The following is a 17,250-nucleotide window of genomic DNA, read 5'->3' on the forward strand; positions in this document are numbered from 1 at the left end:
CCCAAGGCGTGAGCGGGTGTATAATGACTCCCGCAGGAATCTTCGCACGACAGTTCGATTCGCTCGACTGCGTGGTGCAACTGGGCATTGCGAGCGGCCGGGCGATCGACGTCTCGTTTCCGGAGGACGTGCCGCCCGACGCCGAGGCCGACCACGAGCTGCTGGATGCCATCGAGCGGTATCTCGGCGGGGACCTGTCTGCGGTCGACGACGCCGAACTCGGCCTGACGGTGCCGACCGACCAGCGCGCGGTGCTCGAAGCCCTCGACTCCGTGCCGCCGGGCTCGACGGTCACGGTCTCGCGGCTCGCCCGGATCGCCGGGCTCGACCCCGCGGACGACGACGATATCGCAACGGTTCGGGATGCGCTCCGAGAAAATCCGCTGCCGATATTCCTGCCGGATCACCGCGTTCGTGACGGACAAGGGGCGACGCCGCCACAGATCGCGGCGGCGCTCCGACGGCTCGAAAACGAGACGAACTAATCGTCGATATATCTCGACAGGCCGATCGCGCCGAACAGAAAGAAGGCCGCTCCGATCGGGCCGTCGAACTCGAAGGCGAGTCGGAACTCGATGCTCACCAGCGCACTGCCGAGGATCATGCTCAGCGAGGCGGCCCCGACGGTGAGGTTTCGCTCGGGAATCCGAAACAGCGTCAGTGCGACGAAGGCGACGGTGCCACCGACGACCAACACCGGAACCAGCGGATGACCGTTTCCGATCTCGGTGATAACCAGAATACAGCCGACAGCGATCATTCCGGTCGCTACCAACAGCGGAATGTCATCGGGGTCGACCGCGAAGAGCCCCTCGGTATCCATGCGGCCGACAAGGAAACCGTCCCTCTTGAAAGTATCTCTCAAATTACTATCACTGAGAGAGCCACGTCGGCCCGATCCCTTCGTGAACGACGAACTCCAGGACGTTGATGACGTAGTGGGCGACGATCACGACCACCAAACTCCCGGTGTGAACGAAGACGGCCGCCAACCCAACCCCAAGGAGTCCGGTGACAACGATCCCCAGCCGCCCCTGTGCGCCGTGGCCGAGCGCAAAGGCCACCGAGGAGCCGACCACCAGCAGCCATACCGGAACCGCAAACCCGGCCTGAAGAACGCCGATCAGTGCGCCCCGAAACAGCAGCTCCTCGAAGCCAGCGATGATCGGCAACACGACCACCAGGAGGACGGCCCACCCGGCGGCCGTCTCGGGTGCCAGCGCCTCGCGGAGGCCGCTTGGCGTCGACACTCCCCACTGCCGCCCGACTGCGGCCGCCGCCTCATTGCAAATATAAAAGACACTGCCGACGGCGATCCCGGTGGCCACCCCGCCAAGGGTGAACGACTCCGGAGCGAGACCGAAGGCCCACGCCGGAATCTCGGTGTACCACGCCAACGTGACCAACAGCACCGCGAACAGTCCCTGCGAGACGGCGACGTTCGCCAACAGCGCGGGCGTCGACAGTTCCGGTCCTGTAGCTGACGTCGAGGTATCTGCTTTTTCGTCTTCGACGGCCGATTCGCCGACCGTGTGAATCGACCCGTCGGCCGACAGCGCAACGTCGTCGTTCGCGACGTCGGCCGAGTCGATCGACGAACCCGGGGCATCCTCGAAAACAGAGTTAGAGGCGTGTGTTAACGCGAGCAGCAAAACGAGAATGACACCGAGGAATCCGGCAAACGTCGTCCACTGCGCCATGTGGACACTGACGTTACTGTGGGCTCGGACTCGATGGACCGGCGACGCTTCCGTCCTGGAGCGCCGAGCCGGTGATGGATTTGAGCCGGGCAATGAGCGAATCCTTGTCGCCTTCACCTTCGAGGGCGACCTCCAGGACTTCGCTGATGTGGCTGACGGGGATGATCTCGATCATCTCCTCGTACTCGTCTTCGATCATCACGTCCTGTTCGTTCGCTTTCGGAATGATGACCGTCTTACAGCCCGCCTTGGCGGCGGCCTCGATCTTGTGGGTCACCCCACCGACCGGCAGCACGTCGCCGCGAACCGACAGCGAGCCGGTCATCGCGAGATTCTGGCTGACACCGACGTCTTCGAGCGCCGAAATCACGGCCGTCGCAACCGTGATCGACGCCGAGTCGCCGTCGACGCCCGACTGACCGGTCTGGACGAACTGGATGTGAACGTCCTTCTCCGAGAGGTTCTGATCCGAGAACTTCTTGATGATCGCCGAGACGTTCTGCACCGACTCCTCGGCCATCTCCTTGAGCTGGCCGGTGGCGATGACCTGCCCGCCGGACTGGGTGGGCGTCACCTCGGCCATCACCGGCAGCATGATCCCCGAATCCTCGCCCATGACGGCGAGGCCGTTGACCCGGCCGACCTGGTAGCCATCCGAAACCTGGAGCTCATAATCCTTCCGGCGTTCGATGAACTCGTCGGCCAGCTGCTGTTCGATCGACCGCGAGCGCTCTTTGGCCTGCAGGACGTGGTCACGGGTCGTGTACTCGGCCTCTTCGGCGCGGGCGATATCGCCTGCGACACGCACCAAGCCACCGAGATCACGGAACTTGAGCGTGAGGTGGCCCTTCCGACCCGCCCGCCGACGGGCCTCCAGGATGATCTCCTCGATGGCCGCTGCCTCGAACGGCGGCAGTCGGCCGTCGTTGGCGACCTCCTGGGCGACGAACCGGACGTACTTCCGGCGCATCTCGGGGTCGTCTTCGATGGTATCCTCCATGTACACCTCGTACCCGTACCCTTTGATCCGCGAGCGGAGCGCGGGGTGCATGTTCTCCATCGCATCGAGGTTCCCCGCGGCGATCATGATGAAGTCCGTCGGGACGGGCTCGGTCTGGACCATCGCACCCGAGGAGCGCTCGGACTGGCCCGTAATGGAGAACTCGCCCTCCTGGATCGCCGTCATCAGGTGCTGCTGGGAGCGGATGTCGAGGGTGTTGATCTCGTCGATGAACAACACGCCCTTGTTCGCCTTGTGGATCGCGCCGGGCTCGACGCGGTCGTGGCTCGGCGTCTCCATTCCACCGGACTGGAAGGGGTCGTGCCGAACGTCGCCGAGCAGCGCACCGGCGTGGCCACCGGTCGCGTCACGGAACGGCGCGGTGGTGGTGTCGGCGTTGTTGACCAGCAGGTTGGGGACCATCGCGTCGCTGCCACGCGATGCGTAGCGGAACGCGAGGTAGATGATCCCTGCTGCCAGAATCCCTAAGAGGATCTGGCCCGCGATGATGAGCGCGTAGCCCAGCACCACGGCGATGATGATCCACATCAGGAAGGTCCGCATCTGGTTGCGCTTGCGGGCCTCCTCCTTGTGGGCGTCGACGATCTGTTCGCCCTTGCCTGCCGGGACGGTGCGAACTTTCGGCTTGTTGCCGTCGTCAGGGTTGTGGTAAACGAGAACGTCCTGGAGCTCCTCTTTGGGGAGGAGTTCGGTCATCGCCTTGGCCAGCATCGATTTGCCAGTCCCGGGCGAGCCGATCATCATGACGTGCCGTCGCTGTTTGGCCGCTTTGATAATCACGTCGCGGGCGTGTTCCTGCCCGATGACCTGATCGACGAGTCGCTCGGGGATCGAGACGTCCTCGGTGGAGTCGATCAGCAGGCCACCCAGCAGATCGTCCTCGTCGACGTTGTCGGCGATCGGCGCGTCGACCTCGACGTCGCTGCCGAGTTCGTCGATCGTCGGCGGCTCGTCGCCGTCGGTCTCCGAGGGCGTGTTTCCGCGGGACCGCGGGTCGCCAGTCTCGGTCGACTCGAAGAGGTCCTCGTCGGTCACCACCGGCTCCGATGGCACCGGCTCGTCGTCGGCCGAGCCATTGCGGCTCGGCTGCCCGTCGTCGGAGCCATCGTCGGTGCGCTGCCCGTTTTCGACGACGTGCTCGTTGTCGACGGACTGCTCGTCGGTGTCGGACGGTGTCTCGTCGTTCACCCCCGAATCGGGGGGGCCGTCGTCAGTGTCCGTAGGGTTGCTCATAGAACTCTTTCGCTGTCAGAAAAGACGAACTGGCGCTTGATATACTTTCTCCCATTCACCAACACTGCCACTACAGGATAATCACCGCACAGCGGGCTGCTACACGCCGATTCGCTGATCCATCATGACTCGCCGACTTTATAAATAGCGGCGTGGTAGCCCACGGTATGCGAGGGTTCTATATCGGTCGGTTCCAGCCCTACCACGACGGCCACCACCACATGGTCGAAGCGATCGCCGACCAGGTCGACGAGCTCGTGCTCGGCATCGGGAGTGCGGGAGACTCCCACTCCCGGCGGAATCCCTTTACCGCGGGCGAACGCGTGATGATGATCACCAAATCGGTCGCGGAGTTCGATCTGCCCACCTACGTGGTCCCCATCGAGGATCTCGAACGGAACTCCGTGTGGGTCAGTCATGTCCAGAGTATGTCGCCCTCCTTCGAGGTCGCCTTCTCCAACAATCCGCTGGTCATCCGGCTCTTCGAGGAGGCCGGAATCGAGGTCCGCCAGTCGCCGATGTTCCACCGCGAGGTCCTGGAGGGAACCGAACTCAGAGAGCGGATGATCGACGGCGGTGACTGGACGTCGCTGGTGCCCGACCCGGCAGTGGACGTGATCCGAGAGTGTGACGGCGTCCAGCGCATCCAGCAGGTCACCGACTCCGACGGCGCGAACAGCTGAGATGCTCACGCTCGCCTCCGACTTCGGGACCCCCTATCCCGCTGCAATGAAGGGGGTGATCCTCTCGCGGACCGACGCCCAACTGGTTGACATCGCCCACGACCTCCCCCGACAGGACCCGCGAGCCGCGGCCTTCTGGCTCCGGGAGACGATCCCCCTCTTCCCGCCAGCGGTCCATCTCACGGTCGTCGATCCCGGCGTCGGCACCGACCGCCGCGCCATCGCGGTCCGCGTCGGCGACCACGCGCTGGTCGCACCGGACAACGGACTGCTCCGGCCGGTCGTCCGCCGACTCGCCGACGATACCGACGGCGACCCGCCCATCGCGGCCTACGAGATCGCCGTTAACGATCCGGCCTCAACGACGTTCCACGGCCGGGACGTGTTCGCACCTGCGGCCGCCGAGATCCACGAGCGGGGTGTCGACCGAATCGCCGAGAGCGGGCTGCTGTCGCCCATCGATCTGGATGCCTGTGTCGACCTGCGGTTCCCGACGCCGACCCGCGACGGCGAGACGATCTGCGGCGAAGTGCTCGTTGTCGACGATTTCGGCAACGTCATCACGAACGTTCCAGGAGCGGAGCTCTCGGGTGTCCGACGGGCGACCGTCAACGGCGTGGCGGCCCCGGTCGTCGACACCTTCGACCGCGTCGATCCCGGCGACCGACTGCTCACCGTCGGCAGTCACGGCTTCGTCGAGTGTGATGTGAATCAGGGTCGCGGTGACGAGGCGTTCGGGCTCGCTGCGGGTGACACCGCCGATATCGGCGTCGGTGGAGCCGACTAAGCGACACTCCGGCGGCATATTCATTCGGCTGGCGACCCAACTGTCGGTATGCACGTCGTTGTTCTCGGAGCCGGGTACGCAGGTGTGACACTTACGCGCAAGCTCGAAGCCTCGCTGCCTGCGGCCGCCACTCTCACACTGGTCGACGAGAATGAGACGCATCTGGTCCAACACGAGGTCCACCGCGTTATCAGACGGCCTTCGATCACAGACGCCATCGAGGTTCCCCTCGAATCGCTGTTCGACCGCGCCGAAATCGTGACTGCTCGCGTCGAAGACGTCGACACCGACACCAACCGTGTCGTCCTCGACTCCGGGGAGACGCTCGACTACGACTATTGCGGGCTCTGTCTCGGGGCCGAAACCGCCTTCTACGACCTGCCGGGGATCGAAGACCACGGGGTGCCGCTTAAATCGATCAGCGACGCCGAGGTGGTGCGACAGCAGGCCCTGGCGGCGATCGATTCGGGCGACGACGCGAGGTTCGTCGTCAGTGGCGCTGGCCTTTCGGGGGTCCAGGTCGCCGGGGAGTTGGCGACCCTCGCCGAGGAGGAGGGGGCCGCCGACCGCATCGAGATCGTCGTCCTCGAACAGCTCGGGTCGGTTGCGCCCGCGTTTCCCGCGGGGTTCCAGGAGGCCGTCGAGGCCGAACTATCGAGCCGCGGGATCGAGATCCGCACCGAAACGGCGGTCGTCGAGGCCACCGAGTCTACCATCGAGACGCGCCACGAGGAGAGCGGCGAGCGTCGGTCGATCGACTACGATCTGTTCGTCTGGACCGGCGGCATCGGCGGGTCGGCGGCGATGGCTGGCGATCGCCCCATCGTGCGCTCGGACCTCCGGCTTACCGACTCGACGTTCGCGCTGGGCGATGCGGCGCGGATCGTCGACGCCGACGGCGAGGCAGTCCCGGCCAGCGCGTCGGCGGCGATCCGGTCGGCCCGCGTGGCTGCCGAGAACATCACGACGCTTGTCGGCTGGGAACTCTCCGATGGCGATGGATTCGAGCCGCGGTTGGCGCAGTTCAGATTCGACGTGCCGGGGTGGATCGTCTCGGTCGGCGACGGTGCGGTCGCCCAGGTCGGCCCGAAAGTCGTGACTGGGAAAGCAGCAAACGCACTCAAGGCCAGCGTCGGCGCGGGGTATTTAAGTTCGGTGCGGGCGATCCGGCAGGCCACTGAGTTGGTAGGCGAGGAACTGAACGCTTAAAAAGTCGCAGTTGGCGACAACGTCCGATCGACCCCGTAATTAGACGATGGTGAACTGGTTTTTGACTGTCGTGGCGATGTCGGCGTCGTCGCCCTCGATGTGGACCTCGTACTCGTAGTCGCCGGGATCGGTGTCCTCGTCGGTGACGATCTTCGAGCCCCAGGTCGCGCGGTCGTAGGCCTCGTGTGCGCCCTCCCAGTTGAGTTCGAGCGGGCCGTAGTCCGCCTCGGGGAACTCGACGACCACCGAGTCGATCGCCTCCGCACCCAGCGGATCGCCGGTCTCGGGGTCGAAGACACCGACGTGGAGGCCGACCTCCATCCCCGCGGAGAACCGGCCGATGCTGGCACAGTCGTCGCCACCGCTCGACTCGCCGCCGCTCGATTCGTTGTCGGTCGACTCGTTGCTGGTGTTGCCGGTCGTCGTCGTCTCGTTGGTGACTGTCGGCTCGTCCTCGGATTCGACGCCGGGGTCGGTGATGTACGTACAGCCAGCGAGACTGACCGAGGCCCACGTGGCCGCACTTGCGGCGACTAGACGGCGGCGTGTCACCGGCGAATCGGTCGCCTCCGACGACTCGTCGGGGGTCCTGTCGGTCCGTTTTGGGGACTGGTCTCGGTTCATACTAGCGTGTATTTGCCGGATAGTATATAAAAGCAAACACTGGTTATTAGATTCCAATAAAGCAGGACGCCTTATATACATATCCGATAAGTCGATCAAACCATGGGATCTGATGGACAACAACTCAACAGGACGGACTCACAAGGGACGAGTAGGGACGACTCGGGAACGGCGACTACCACGCGCCGACGGCTGTTAGCCACCGGTGCAGCGACGTGGGCGACCGTCGGCCTCGCCGGCTGTACCGGCAGCGGCGACGACTCCGACGGCGGTTCCTCCGGCGCACGGAACTACGTCGTTACCGCCGAGACCGGCGCAGGTTCGGAAGGCGTCCCCGAAAGTGCGGGATTCATTTCGGCGTGTTCGGCGAGTCGACGCTTCGTCCCCGGCATGCAGGTCGTGTTCTACGTTGGGATTTTCGATCCCGAGACGGGCGAGCAGCTCACCGACGAGGACCTCGACAGCGTCGTGGTCAACGTCGATGGCAGCGAGTCGGTCGAGCTCAGTTGGGCCGGTGACGACGAGGAGAACCCCGCCGACGAGTGGGGTGGGTCCTACGTCCTTTCGGAGGATATCGAACCCGGTACCTACTCGTATACCGTCGAGGTCAGCAACGGCGACGCCAACTACCAGACGGTGGGGATCCTCGAAGACTCCTTCGAGGTCATCGAGCAGGCCAACCCGACCAACTACGTCGTGACGACCGAGACCTGGTGGGACAACCAGGCTCCCGAGGAGTCTGTGGGCTTCGTCGAATCCTGCGGCCCGGAACGCCAGTTCACCCAGGAGATGGATGTCACGTTCGTCATCGGTGTCTACGACGGATCGAGCGGCGAGATCGTCGGCAACGACACCCTCGATTCGGTGACCATCGAGTCGACCGACGACTCGTTCGATCCGGTCGAGTTGTCCTGGAACGAGGGCGGCGAGGACTCCGAACCGCAGTGGTCCGGGACGCTGGATACCGCGGATCTGAGTCCGGGCTCCTACAGCTACGACGTCGTCGTCACCAACGGCGACGCCAACTACCACGACGTCGGCATCGCCTCGAACCAGTTCACGATCATCGAACTGTAAGGCCACGACCGACGCAGTCCGGCACCGATTTTTATACAGTACACACAGCCAATGAATCACGACAATACACAGTCATCCGGCGGGAACCCCACTGAATCGGCCGATAGAGACGCCGCAGACGCGGACTCGGCCGACGCGGATTCGACCAACGGGGACGAACACAGCAAGAACGGCGCGGAGGCAGACACCGAGGCCGCCGACGGGACGCTGACGTTTTCGGATTCGGTCGCCATCGAGACGACACCGGAGGCGCTCTGGTCGACGATCTCCGACCCGGCAACACTGACCGAGTGTGTGCCGGGCGCGGAGTCGATCGAGCGGGTCTCCGAGCGCAAATACACCGTCAAGATCACGCGGGGTGTGAGCCATCTGACCGTCTCGCTGTCGGGTGAGGCCGAGTTCGTCGAGATGAACCCGCCCGACTACGTCGTCACGAGCGCGACGGCCTTCGACTCGAAGACCGGCAGCGATTTCGATATCCTTGCGGCCATGGAGATTTCGCCGGTCGAGGACGGCACCGCCGAGTTGGCCTACTCCGCGGAGGTCTCGATCAGCGGCGGGGTCGGTACGATGAGCTCGCGGCTCCTCCGGCCGATCGTCAACCGCGATATCACGACCTACTTCAGCAATATCAAAACCGAAGTCGAGGAGGAGTAGCCGCCTCACGGGTCGACTACCTCCCGGCAGTCGACTGCGCTTTCGCGGACGTATTTATACAGACAGCCGATACACTCACCAATGACAACCGATCCAACCGACGTGTTCGACGAGATTTCGGAGTACGATTCGAAGGCCCTTTTCAAACCGAAAGTAGTCTCGCTTGTCGTCTCCAACAGCGACGAGCGCGGGCCGAACCTCATGACCGCCTCCTGGTGGATGCTGGCGGGCTACAACCCGTTCCGGTATCTGCTGGCGGTCAGTCACAAAACGCTCACCTACGAACTCATCGAGGAAAGCGGGGAGTTCGTCCTCGCTGCGCCGTCGATGGAGATGGTCGATGCGCTGACGCTCTCTGGGATGGTCAGCGGCCGCGACATCGACAAGATCGAGCATCTCGATCTGGAGACGGTTCCAGGACAGTCGATCGACGTGCCGCTGTTGGCCGACGCTACCGGTAACATCGAGTGTTCAGTGATGGACTCCTTCGAGTTCATGAACTGCACCTACTACTTCGGCGAGGTCGAGAACGCTTACGTCACCAAAGGCGGGATGGACGGCCGACTGCTCTCGCCAGACGCCGACGTACTGGCCTACATGGGCAGCGACTGGGGCGAGGAGGAGACCAAGACAAAATACCGCTACTACGCCGACATTACCCCCGAGTCGATCAAGCGCTTTTCCGGCGACGAGGTCGTCGACTCGCTGCCGCCGGAACTCCGTGAGGAGTACAGCGAGTAACTATTCGGCTTCCCAGAAAGTCAGGCGATTGCCAAGTATGTCCACGCCGTAAATAAAGACGATACCCAGCAGGGTGATCATCACCAACGCGGCATACATCTGCTGGATCGTAAACAGCCGCCACGACCGCCAGATGAGATAGCCCAGTCCCGATTTTGCCGCCAGCATCTCGATGACGACGATGAGGTTGAATCCGACGCCCAACCCGAGACTCAACCCGGCGAAAATCTCCGAGAGCGAGCCGGGTATCAGGACGTCGCGGTACAGCGCCAGTGTCCCGGCACCGTTGTCGAGTGCGGCATCGATGTACGCGTCGTCTATCTGCCGGACCCCACCCATCGTATTGACCGCAACCAACAGAAAGACCGCGATGCTCATCGCCAGTACCCGAACCGTCTCGGTCACGCCCAGCAGCGTGAACATGATAGGCACCAGCGCGATTTTCGGGATGGGATAGAACAGACTCACGTATGGGTTTACGATGAGTCGAACCGGCCGCGACCACCCCATCCACAGGCCGACCGCGATACCGCTCGTGGCACCTATTAGGAAGGCAATCAGAATGCGCCGCAGGCTGACCCAGGTGTGATAGAGTAGCGGCCCCTCGACGAGCAACTGGCCGGTCACGCCCACCACGACCGACGGCGGTGGGAAGAAAGTCGGATTGAGAATCGCCAGCCGGGCAAGTACCTCCCAGCACAGCACCACCGCGAGGATCGGGGCGAGATGGAGCCCGAGTCGACGCGTCGACGTGTGCCGACGGCGGCGAGCGTGGCTCATCGCGTAACCGACTGCTGGACTTCGTCGCTTAGCAGTTCCCAGACGCGCTCGCGCAGTGTCGTGAACTCGTCGGTTGGAATCGACCCGCGGGTTCGTGGCCGCGGCAGATCGACGTCCAGGACCTCCTTGACGCCGCCGGGCCTGGCGGTCATGACGGCCAGTCGATCACCCAGCGTGATCGCCTCCTCGATGTCATGGGTGACGTAGACGACCGTCTTTTTGGTCTCGCTCCACAGCGAGAGCAGTTCCGTCTGGAGGTTGCGTTTCGTCTGGGCGTCCAGGACGCCGAACGGTTCGTCCATCAGGAGGACTTCGGGATCGTTCGTGAACGCGCGGGCGATGGCAACGCGCTGTTTCATCCCGCCGGACAGCTGGTGTGGGTAGGCGTCGGCAAACTCCGCTAGGCCGACTTTTTCGAGGTAGCTGCGGGCTCGCTCGTGGCGGCGTTGTTTCCTGACACCGTCCATCTTCAGCCCGAAGGCAACGTTGTTGAGGACGGTCTTCCAGGGGAAGATGCCGTACTCCTGGAAGACCATGTTCGTCACGGAGCCACCGTCGGCACGGGCCGACGAAATCTCGATCTCGCCGGAGTACTCGGAGACGAGTCCCGAGAGGATGCGCAGGAACGTCGACTTCCCACAGCCCGAGGGACCGAGCAGGCAGAAGAACTCCTGGTCGTAGACCGTCAGATCCACGTCGGTCAGTGCCTCGACCTCGCTAGACCGGCTGGAGTAGGTCTTCCCGACGCCGCGTGCGCGGATGCACGGCGAGCCGGTCGCTGACGCCTCGTAGCTGGTCTCGGCCATCGCTGTGGCCTTCGAGTCCGGTTCATTGAACGCTTTCGGTGGCTCTCGGTTCATAGTCGGTGGCGTCGGTTACTGACAGATCGTGTCGTCTGGGAAATCGGGCAGCTCTGTTATCTCGCCGATGGACGTGTACGGCTGTGGCGCGTTCTCTCCCCACTGTCGGACCTGGTCCGGCGAGGGGGTCGCTTCGTCCTCGGAGACACGCCCGACCGAGTCGAGTGCCTCCGACAGCAGCGAGGTGTCGAACAGGGTGCTCCGGTCGACTGGATCGTCGACGTACCCACGGCAGGCGTGGTACTCCTGTTGGGCCATCACGTCGTCTTGGTTAACGCGGCCGTTCTTGTTCGGGATTGCCGGGACCGAGGACTTGATCGACGCTTTGTTGATATCGAAGGCCTCGTTGATCAGGGTCGCGACCTCGTCGTTCGGGTACGATCCCATCTCGTAGTACCGCCGGACGCCTTGCAGGTAGCCTTCGAGCCACCGGACGGCCACGTCCGACCGTTGCTCGATGAACGGCCCACCGAAGAAGTACGCCGCAATCTGCATCCGCGGAGCGACCGCAGATCCATAGAGGACGTGGCCAGCGTTGGCGTTGTTCGCCAGTGCCAGTCCCAGCGGGTCCGGTACAATACAGACGTCCGTGTCGCCGGACATCATCGCCGATACCATGTTCGAGAACTGTATCTCACTGACTTCGACGTCATCCCACGTCATATCGTGTGCGGCAAGCAGCCGACCGAGGATGTAGTCCAGCGAGCCACCTTCAGCGTTGTGGGCGACCGACAGCGGCCCGTCGACTGCGTCGGCGATCTCCTGGAACGTGGCATCCTCCGAGTAGATCCCCTCGCGGGCCCAGACCCGCGCTGCGCCCGGTGCATTCGGGTAGTGCTGTGCCATGTCGGCCGCGATTCTGATGGGCACGTCCTGTGCGATGGAGTTGGCGATGCTGGCTCCGAACGATCCGGCGGCGACGTCGATATCGCCCGATGCCAACTCGGGTGTCGCCAGCGGGACGCCGTTGATTCGCTCCCGTTCGACTTCGATGTTCCGTTCCTCGAAGTAGCCCTCCTCTTGGGCGATGAGCACCGGCACGACCGTCGCGATGGGGAGGGTGCCGAAGGTGACAGTGTCGACACCGTCTCCCTCAACTGTTGAGCCGAGACAGCCACCGACCGCGGCGGCCGTCGCTGCTCCGGCAGCCCCGAGGAACTGTCGACGTGAGGGAACTGCGGTACCTTCGTCGCTGTGAGCGTCCGTCCCGTTTGGCTTCGACGCCGATAACCGTCGTCCCGTCGCGTCGGTAGACGGCCGCTCGGTAGGGTTCATGTGTAATCGTCGCATTCTCGACCTATTAAAAAGCCGCCCTATTCCCACGGCATGGGAGTCGGAGACGGCGGATTCGACATCGCGTGACGAACCGTCGAGGGCCCAGAGTTCGAACGCAACGCACCCCTCTCGTATCTCGACACCCATCCGACGGGGTCGGTGCCAGCGTTTCACCGAAACGTGTGTTCGGCGGGTCGCTCCGTCTCGGCGGGTGTCCACGTGATGAGTCGGTCGCCGAGCCATCTGAGTCCGTAGGTGATGCCGACGCCGATAGCGGCGATGACAACTAGCGTGGCGTAGATATCTCCCAGCGAGTACGTCTGATAAGATACCCAGAGGTAGTACCCCAGTCCCCGCCCGCCAGCTAGCAACTCCGCCGAGATGACGATGAGCAGTGCCGTATTCATCGCCAGTCGAAGGCCGACGAAGATGGCTGGCAGCGATCCGGGTAGCAGGATCTCCCGAAAGATCGTGATTGGACTCGTCGCACCGTTGTCGGTCGCCACATCGAAATAGAGCTGCCGTATCTGCCGGGCACCGTTCATTGCATTCCACATCACAACGAAAAAGCCGCCGAGTGCGGCCGTGAACACGAGTGCGTTGCTGTCGGTACTAAACACGAGTACCACAAGCGGGAGCAACGCGATAACTGGGATCGGATAGACAGCCGAAAACAGCGGCCCAAGCAGTGCCTTCACGGTGTCGTTCCACCCCATGAGCACCCCGACGCTGACGCCGAAGACGGTCGCCAGTACCGAGGCGAGGAGCGTCCGCTCGATGGTCGCCGAGACGTGACCGAGAAACGACTGTTCACCGAGCAACGCGAGCGTGCGCTCGAAGATGGTCGCTGGCGGCGGCAAGACTCCAGGATCAATCACGCCGAAGACGCCGACGGCGAGCTGCCAGGCCAGTACTGCGGCAACAAGCGAAAGCATCTGATAGCGGCGGTCGGTGTGCATCGAGAGGGTGTGACTACTCCTCGATCTTGAACGCCATGTGGTAGGCGGGCAGCGGCCGGATCGGGTGGTTGTCGAGATACGACAAGTGTGGCCGCAGCTCGAAGTCGGGTTCGTCTTCCTGCATCTCGAAGATACACGGGTAGGCGTCGATGAAGTGCCAGCCGGGCTGGCCGCTGGCCGGGAGTTCGAGCCGGACGACGCCACCGCCGTCGTTGTCAGTGAGTCCACAGACGTAGCCCAGCGGCTTGTTGTCGTAGAGGAAGTACGGGGCGTTCTCGTAGACCGGCCAGCCGACACCCGAGAGTTCGATCTCGATCGTCGTCCCGACGGGGCCGCTTGTGGGACTGAACGTCTCGATGGAGGGCTGCATCATGAAGCCGGTAACCGCGATCTCCCGACCCTCTACAGCGGCCGTAATCGGCCGCGTCGAGCCCTCGCCCTGTGGGATCGTGAACTCGGTCTGGAACGTCCCGTTGTCGTCGGTCGTCACCGTCGGCAGCATGTCCGGCTTCGGCTCCGGCGTGATCGGGATTCCCTTGACTCGGTGGCCCTCGTGGCGGTACCAAATCAGGTCGACTTCCTCGTTGGCTGGGAAGTTCTCGCCGGTGATGAACGCCGAGGTCCCGGGCTGGCCCGAACTCGGCGAGATCGAGAGCTCGGCGTCGGTCTCCTCGTCGATCTCGGGGTAGTGAATGCTGATCGGGTTCTCGTCGAGCTGGTCGTCGAGCCACGCGGTCCGCGGTTCGACCTCCGGCTCGGTGACCTCGACGGTCCACTGGGACTGTCGACCGTCGGCGACCGGGCCGTACGGTGACTGGGTGTTGTTCTGGAGGTACGGAACCCCACGGTAGTTACGCCACACCTGGAGGGTATGTTTCCCTGGCGGGCCGACCGCGCGGATGCGTGCGGTTGCAGTCCCGCGGTTCATCACGCCCGTCATGAAGCCCACGTTGCCGTTGTCCCAGGCGACCTGGTAGTTGTTCGTGACGACGTTCGGCCCGATCCCATGGCCAGTGATCGTAAAGAAGTCCCCAAGGGGGGCTTCGGTGCGATCGAGTTCGAAATGTGGGAGGATCGTGAACGTCGCCGTGGCGACCGTCGAGTCGCCGTCGACGACCTCGATCCGGTGTTCGCCGCCGTAGTCCTGGGCGACCGTCCACTCCTCGTCGAACGCCCCCGAGCCGTCGGTCGTGACTGTGGCGACGGTCTCTGTCCGTGGGTGGTACTGCGCCCCGACGACCTCGTTGGCCTTGAGGACGCCCCAGCGACCGTCGGTCGTCTTCCACTTGATCTCGAACCGTTCGTTGGCCGGGAGGTTTCGGCCTTTAAACGTGATCGAGTCGCCGACGTACCCCTCCTGATCGCTGACGACCAGCGTTCCCGAGGAGTCGCCCCCACGTCGGTGGCCCTGAAGCGTCTCTTCGAGATCCGAAGATATCGCTGAGTCCTTATCCATGTCTGAACCGTCAGGAGCGTAATTTAATAAACCCAGTCTGTTCTTCCCACCCGATGGGAACCCAGTCGGGTGGAATTGTTCCCAGTAGCTGAGAACATGGATCAACCTTATTGGAGAGTATGTGTACGATACATATATGTCGTCCAAGAGTGCCACATCCAAGCTGTTCGGCCACGACGTAGAATTCACGTACTCGGAGACGTGGATCGCCTACGCCCTCTTCGCACTGCGGCTGATGATGGGGTGGGTGTTCTTCTACGCCGGTATCGTGAAGGTCATCGATCCGAACTGGAGCGCCCGCCCGTTCCTGCTCAACGTCGACCCGGCCAACCCGCTTGTCGATATGTGGGCCGCGATGGCCGACTGGGTCTGGCTGTTGACCCCGCTGAATCAGGTCGGCCTGACGCTTGTCGGGATCGCGCTCCTCCTCGGGGCGTTCACTCGGCTGAGTGCCTTCTTCGGGGCGATGATGATGCTGTTCTACTGGGCCTCGGCCTACCCCTTCGCGGATGCAATCTTCATCGACTTCCACCTGATCTACGCCTTCCTGCTGTTCGCGCTGGGCGCGGCCGGTGCCGGTCGCATCCTCGGGCTCGATCAGTGGATCGAAGAGCTGGACATCATCAAGAACAACCCGAAACTCACCGTGCTGCTGGGCTAACTGGGCCGCACCGTTTCGGTCCGGTCCCGCTTTTATCAGAGCCAAGAGCGAGCTCCGTCTCGACCAGTCGCCGACAGCTACCCTGAGCCGGAGCGCATTTAATAGCCGCCGGTCGACTTTCGACAGTGACAGTCCGGCTCGAATACGAGGACGGCACCCTCCGCATCGAAAGCGACCGCGAGAGCGATCCGCCGCTCGGTGGGCTGCCGGGGGTCGAAGCCGACCCGCGGAGCGGGACGGCCCGCGCTCCGGCCTCCTTCTACGGGCCGATCCAGGATATCCTCCAGGAACTCGATGCCGATGTCGACGACCGAGTCTGCCCGACCGAGCCGCTGACTCTATCGACGGCCTACGAACTCCGCGACTACCAGCGTGAGGCCCTCGACGGCTGGATCGACAGCAACCGCCGCGGCGTGCTCGAACTCCCGACCGGCGCGGGAAAAACCGTCATCGCGCTGGCCGCGATCGCCGACACCGGGACGCCAACGCTCGTTGTCGTCCCGACGATCGACCTCCTGGAGCAGTGGCAGCGCGAACTCGAAGCCGAGTTCGACGTGCCCATCGGCCGCCTCGGCGGCGGCGAACAGCGCGTCGAGGACGTGACGGTGTCGACCTACGACTCGGCCTACTTGCGCGCCGACGAACTCGGCGATCGCTTCGGGCTCGTCGTCTTCGACGAGGTCCACCACCTCGGCGCGGAGGGTTACCAGGACATCGCCCGCCTGCTGGCCGCGCCGGACCGCCTCGGCCTCACAGCGACGTTCGAGCGACCGGACGGTGCCCACGAGACGATCCGCGACCTCGTGGGGCCGCGGGTCTACCAACTCGCGGTCGACGATCTCGCGGGCGACCACCTCGCACCCTACGAGATCCGGCGGATCGAGGTCGAACTGACACCCGACGAGCGGGCGGAGTACGACGAGGCACAGGGGACCTTCGTCGACTACGTCCGCAAATCGAATCTCAGCTTCAACAGCGGGAGCGACTACCTCCAGTTGGTCAAACGCTCGGGCAACGACCCCGCGGCGAGGGAGGCCCTGCTGGCCAAACAGCGGGCCCGCGAGCTGATGATGAACGCCGACAACAAGCGCCATCAGCTGGCGCGAATCCTGGATCGCCACCGCGAGGATCGAATCATCGTCTTCACCGCCCACACCGAACTCGTCTATCGGCTCTCCGAGCGGTTCCTGCTGCCAGCAATCACCAACGAGACAGGGGCCAGCGAGCGCCGGGAGATCCTCCAGCGGTTTCGGGATGGGACCTACAGTCGAATCGTCGCGGCAAATGTTCTGGACGAGGGCGTCGACGTCCCGGATGCCAACGTCGCCGTGGTCCTCTCGGGCAGCGGGTCGGAACGGGAGTTCACCCAACGACTCGGACGAATCCTGCGGCCGAAGGACGACGGCGGCCGAGCGATCCTCTACGAACTCGTGAGCGCCGAAACCGCCGAGGAGCGGGTCGCCGAGCGACGACGCTGAGTCGGATCGACATGGACCGCTCCTCGGGATATTTATAACTAGTCGGCAG

At 63.7% G+C, this 17,250-nt stretch carries 18 protein-coding genes; 9 read left to right on the plus strand and 9 right to left on the minus strand.

From position 1 onward, the window contains the following. The first annotated feature begins 23 nt into the window (after positions 1 to 23). A complete protein-coding gene (locus NO877_RS04200) occupies positions 24 to 485 on the plus strand; it encodes an MGMT family protein (protein ID WP_256395054.1) in 462 nt (153 codons plus the stop codon). Here NO877_RS04200 and NO877_RS04205 read toward each other — a convergent pair. Genes NO877_RS04205 through lonB form a run of 3 tightly spaced genes read right to left on the minus strand, consistent with a single transcriptional unit; the run spans position 482 to position 3,954 of the window. Continuing rightward, positions 482 to 823, minus strand: a complete 342-nt coding sequence (locus NO877_RS04205) for a hypothetical protein (RefSeq protein WP_256395055.1) — start codon at positions 821 to 823, stop codon at positions 482 to 484. The genes NO877_RS04200 and NO877_RS04205 overlap by 4 nt on opposite strands. 49 nt (positions 824 to 872) lie before the next feature. Further along, positions 873 to 1,700 (minus strand): CPBP family intramembrane glutamic endopeptidase, encoded by an 828-nt coding sequence (locus tag NO877_RS04210; RefSeq protein WP_256395056.1) that lies wholly within the window; start codon positions 1,698 to 1,700, stop codon positions 873 to 875. Positions 1,701 to 1,713: 13 nt separating this feature from the next. After that, on the minus strand, positions 1,714 to 3,954 hold the full coding sequence (lonB, locus tag NO877_RS04215; protein WP_256395057.1) for an ATP-dependent protease LonB: 2,241 nt from the start codon (positions 3,952 to 3,954) through the stop codon (positions 1,714 to 1,716). A gap of 167 nt (positions 3,955 to 4,121) precedes the next feature. Here lonB and NO877_RS04220 point away from each other — a divergent pair, with 167 nt between their 5' ends. From NO877_RS04220 to NO877_RS04230, 3 genes are read left to right on the plus strand one after another with little or no spacing between them, the layout of a single operon-like run. After that, positions 4,122 to 4,637 (plus strand): nicotinamide-nucleotide adenylyltransferase, encoded by a 516-nt coding sequence (locus NO877_RS04220; RefSeq protein WP_256395058.1) that lies wholly within the window; start codon positions 4,122 to 4,124, stop codon positions 4,635 to 4,637. Between the two features lies 1 nt (position 4,638). Continuing rightward, positions 4,639 to 5,424, plus strand: a complete 786-nt coding sequence (locus NO877_RS04225) for an SAM hydrolase/SAM-dependent halogenase family protein (RefSeq protein WP_256395059.1) — start codon at positions 4,639 to 4,641, stop codon at positions 5,422 to 5,424. Between the two features lie 48 nt (positions 5,425 to 5,472). Next, positions 5,473 to 6,633 (plus strand): NAD(P)/FAD-dependent oxidoreductase, encoded by a 1,161-nt coding sequence (locus NO877_RS04230; protein WP_256395060.1) that lies wholly within the window; start codon positions 5,473 to 5,475, stop codon positions 6,631 to 6,633. A gap of 39 nt (positions 6,634 to 6,672) precedes the next feature. On the opposite strand, the gene NO877_RS04235 is transcribed toward NO877_RS04230, so the two are convergent. Next, positions 6,673 to 7,257, minus strand: coding sequence for a hypothetical protein (locus NO877_RS04235; RefSeq protein ID WP_256395061.1), 585 nt, complete (start codon positions 7,255 to 7,257; stop codon positions 6,673 to 6,675). 102 nt (positions 7,258 to 7,359) lie between these two features. Between NO877_RS04235 and NO877_RS04240 the strand changes: the two genes are divergently transcribed. The 3 genes from NO877_RS04240 to NO877_RS04250 all read left to right on the plus strand — a co-directional run bounded on the left by NO877_RS04240 (position 7,360) and on the right by NO877_RS04250 (position 9,732). Next, entirely contained in the window at positions 7,360 to 8,334 is a 975-nt protein-coding gene (locus tag NO877_RS04240; protein WP_256395062.1) for a hypothetical protein, read from the plus strand. A 51-nt stretch (positions 8,335 to 8,385) separates the two neighbouring features. Continuing rightward, positions 8,386 to 8,991, plus strand: coding sequence for an SRPBCC family protein (locus NO877_RS04245; RefSeq protein ID WP_256395063.1), 606 nt, complete (start codon positions 8,386 to 8,388; stop codon positions 8,989 to 8,991). An 81-nt stretch (positions 8,992 to 9,072) separates the two neighbouring features. Next, a complete protein-coding gene (locus NO877_RS04250) occupies positions 9,073 to 9,732 on the plus strand; it encodes a flavin reductase family protein (RefSeq protein WP_256395064.1) in 660 nt (219 codons plus the stop codon). On the opposite strand, the gene NO877_RS04255 is transcribed toward NO877_RS04250, so the two are convergent. The 5 genes from NO877_RS04255 to NO877_RS04275 form a co-directional block, all read right to left on the minus strand. Further along, the gene (locus tag NO877_RS04255) at positions 9,733 to 10,512 is read right to left on the minus strand and encodes an ABC transporter permease (protein ID WP_256395065.1); all 780 of its coding nucleotides are present in this window, start codon (positions 10,510 to 10,512) and stop codon (positions 9,733 to 9,735) included. Further along, positions 10,509 to 11,318, minus strand: coding sequence for an ABC transporter ATP-binding protein (locus tag NO877_RS04260; protein WP_379826934.1), 810 nt, complete (start codon positions 11,316 to 11,318; stop codon positions 10,509 to 10,511). The genes NO877_RS04255 and NO877_RS04260 overlap by 4 nt, the downstream gene beginning before the upstream one ends. Before the next feature lie 69 nt (positions 11,319 to 11,387). Further along, positions 11,388 to 12,647 carry an ABC transporter substrate-binding protein gene (locus NO877_RS04265; RefSeq protein ID WP_256395067.1) on the minus strand — a complete coding sequence of 420 codons (1,260 nt, stop codon included), beginning with the start codon at positions 12,645 to 12,647 and terminating at the stop codon, positions 11,388 to 11,390. 170 nt (positions 12,648 to 12,817) lie between these two features. Continuing rightward, complete coding sequence (locus NO877_RS04270; RefSeq protein WP_256395068.1) at positions 12,818 to 13,606, minus strand: ABC transporter permease; 789 nt, start codon at positions 13,604 to 13,606, stop codon at positions 12,818 to 12,820. Between the two features lie 13 nt (positions 13,607 to 13,619). Beyond that, complete coding sequence (locus NO877_RS04275) at positions 13,620 to 15,062, minus strand: pseudouridine synthase domain-containing protein (protein WP_256395069.1); 1,443 nt, start codon at positions 15,060 to 15,062, stop codon at positions 13,620 to 13,622. Between the two features lie 136 nt (positions 15,063 to 15,198). Here NO877_RS04275 and NO877_RS04280 point away from each other — a divergent pair, with 136 nt between their 5' ends. Beyond that, positions 15,199 to 15,723, plus strand: a complete 525-nt coding sequence (locus NO877_RS04280; RefSeq protein WP_256395070.1) for a DoxX family protein — start codon at positions 15,199 to 15,201, stop codon at positions 15,721 to 15,723. A gap of 125 nt (positions 15,724 to 15,848) precedes the next feature. After that, entirely contained in the window at positions 15,849 to 17,201 is a 1,353-nt protein-coding gene (locus NO877_RS04285) for a DEAD/DEAH box helicase family protein (RefSeq protein ID WP_256395071.1), read from the plus strand. The last annotated feature ends 49 nt before the right edge of the window (positions 17,202 to 17,250 follow it).

This window comes from Halohasta litorea, assembly GCF_024494645.1.
Taxonomy (GTDB): Archaea; Halobacteriota; Halobacteria; order Halobacteriales; family Haloferacaceae; genus Halohasta; species Halohasta litorea.

Coding starts and splice junctions, on each gene's coding strand:
- NO877_RS04260 (WP_379826934.1), bottom strand. CDS start 11,318: ATGGCCGAGACCAGCTACGAGGCGTCAGCGACCGGCTCGCCGTGCATC.
- NO877_RS04230 (WP_256395060.1), top strand. CDS start 5,473: ATGCACGTCGTTGTTCTCGGAGCCGGGTACGCAGGTGTGACACTTACG.
- lonB (WP_256395057.1), bottom strand. CDS start 3,954: ATGAGCAACCCTACGGACACTGACGACGGCCCCCCCGATTCGGGGGTG.
- NO877_RS04250 (WP_256395064.1), top strand. CDS start 9,073: ATGACAACCGATCCAACCGACGTGTTCGACGAGATTTCGGAGTACGAT.
- NO877_RS04275 (WP_256395069.1), bottom strand. CDS start 15,062: ATGGATAAGGACTCAGCGATATCTTCGGATCTCGAAGAGACGCTTCAG.
- NO877_RS04235 (WP_256395061.1), bottom strand. CDS start 7,257: ATGAACCGAGACCAGTCCCCAAAACGGACCGACAGGACCCCCGACGAG.
- NO877_RS04225 (WP_256395059.1), top strand. CDS start 4,639: ATGCTCACGCTCGCCTCCGACTTCGGGACCCCCTATCCCGCTGCAATG.
- NO877_RS04245 (WP_256395063.1), top strand. CDS start 8,386: ATGAATCACGACAATACACAGTCATCCGGCGGGAACCCCACTGAATCG.
- NO877_RS04220 (WP_256395058.1), top strand. CDS start 4,122: ATGCGAGGGTTCTATATCGGTCGGTTCCAGCCCTACCACGACGGCCAC.
- NO877_RS04280 (WP_256395070.1), top strand. CDS start 15,199: ATGTCGTCCAAGAGTGCCACATCCAAGCTGTTCGGCCACGACGTAGAA.
- NO877_RS04255 (WP_256395065.1), bottom strand. CDS start 10,512: ATGAGCCACGCTCGCCGCCGTCGGCACACGTCGACGCGTCGACTCGGG.
- NO877_RS04240 (WP_256395062.1), top strand. CDS start 7,360: ATGGGATCTGATGGACAACAACTCAACAGGACGGACTCACAAGGGACG.
- NO877_RS04205 (WP_256395055.1), bottom strand. CDS start 823: ATGGATACCGAGGGGCTCTTCGCGGTCGACCCCGATGACATTCCGCTG.
- NO877_RS04210 (WP_256395056.1), bottom strand. CDS start 1,700: ATGGCGCAGTGGACGACGTTTGCCGGATTCCTCGGTGTCATTCTCGTT.
- NO877_RS04270 (WP_256395068.1), bottom strand. CDS start 13,606: ATGCACACCGACCGCCGCTATCAGATGCTTTCGCTTGTTGCCGCAGTA.
- NO877_RS04200 (WP_256395054.1), top strand. CDS start 24: ATGACTCCCGCAGGAATCTTCGCACGACAGTTCGATTCGCTCGACTGC.
- NO877_RS04265 (WP_256395067.1), bottom strand. CDS start 12,647: ATGAACCCTACCGAGCGGCCGTCTACCGACGCGACGGGACGACGGTTA.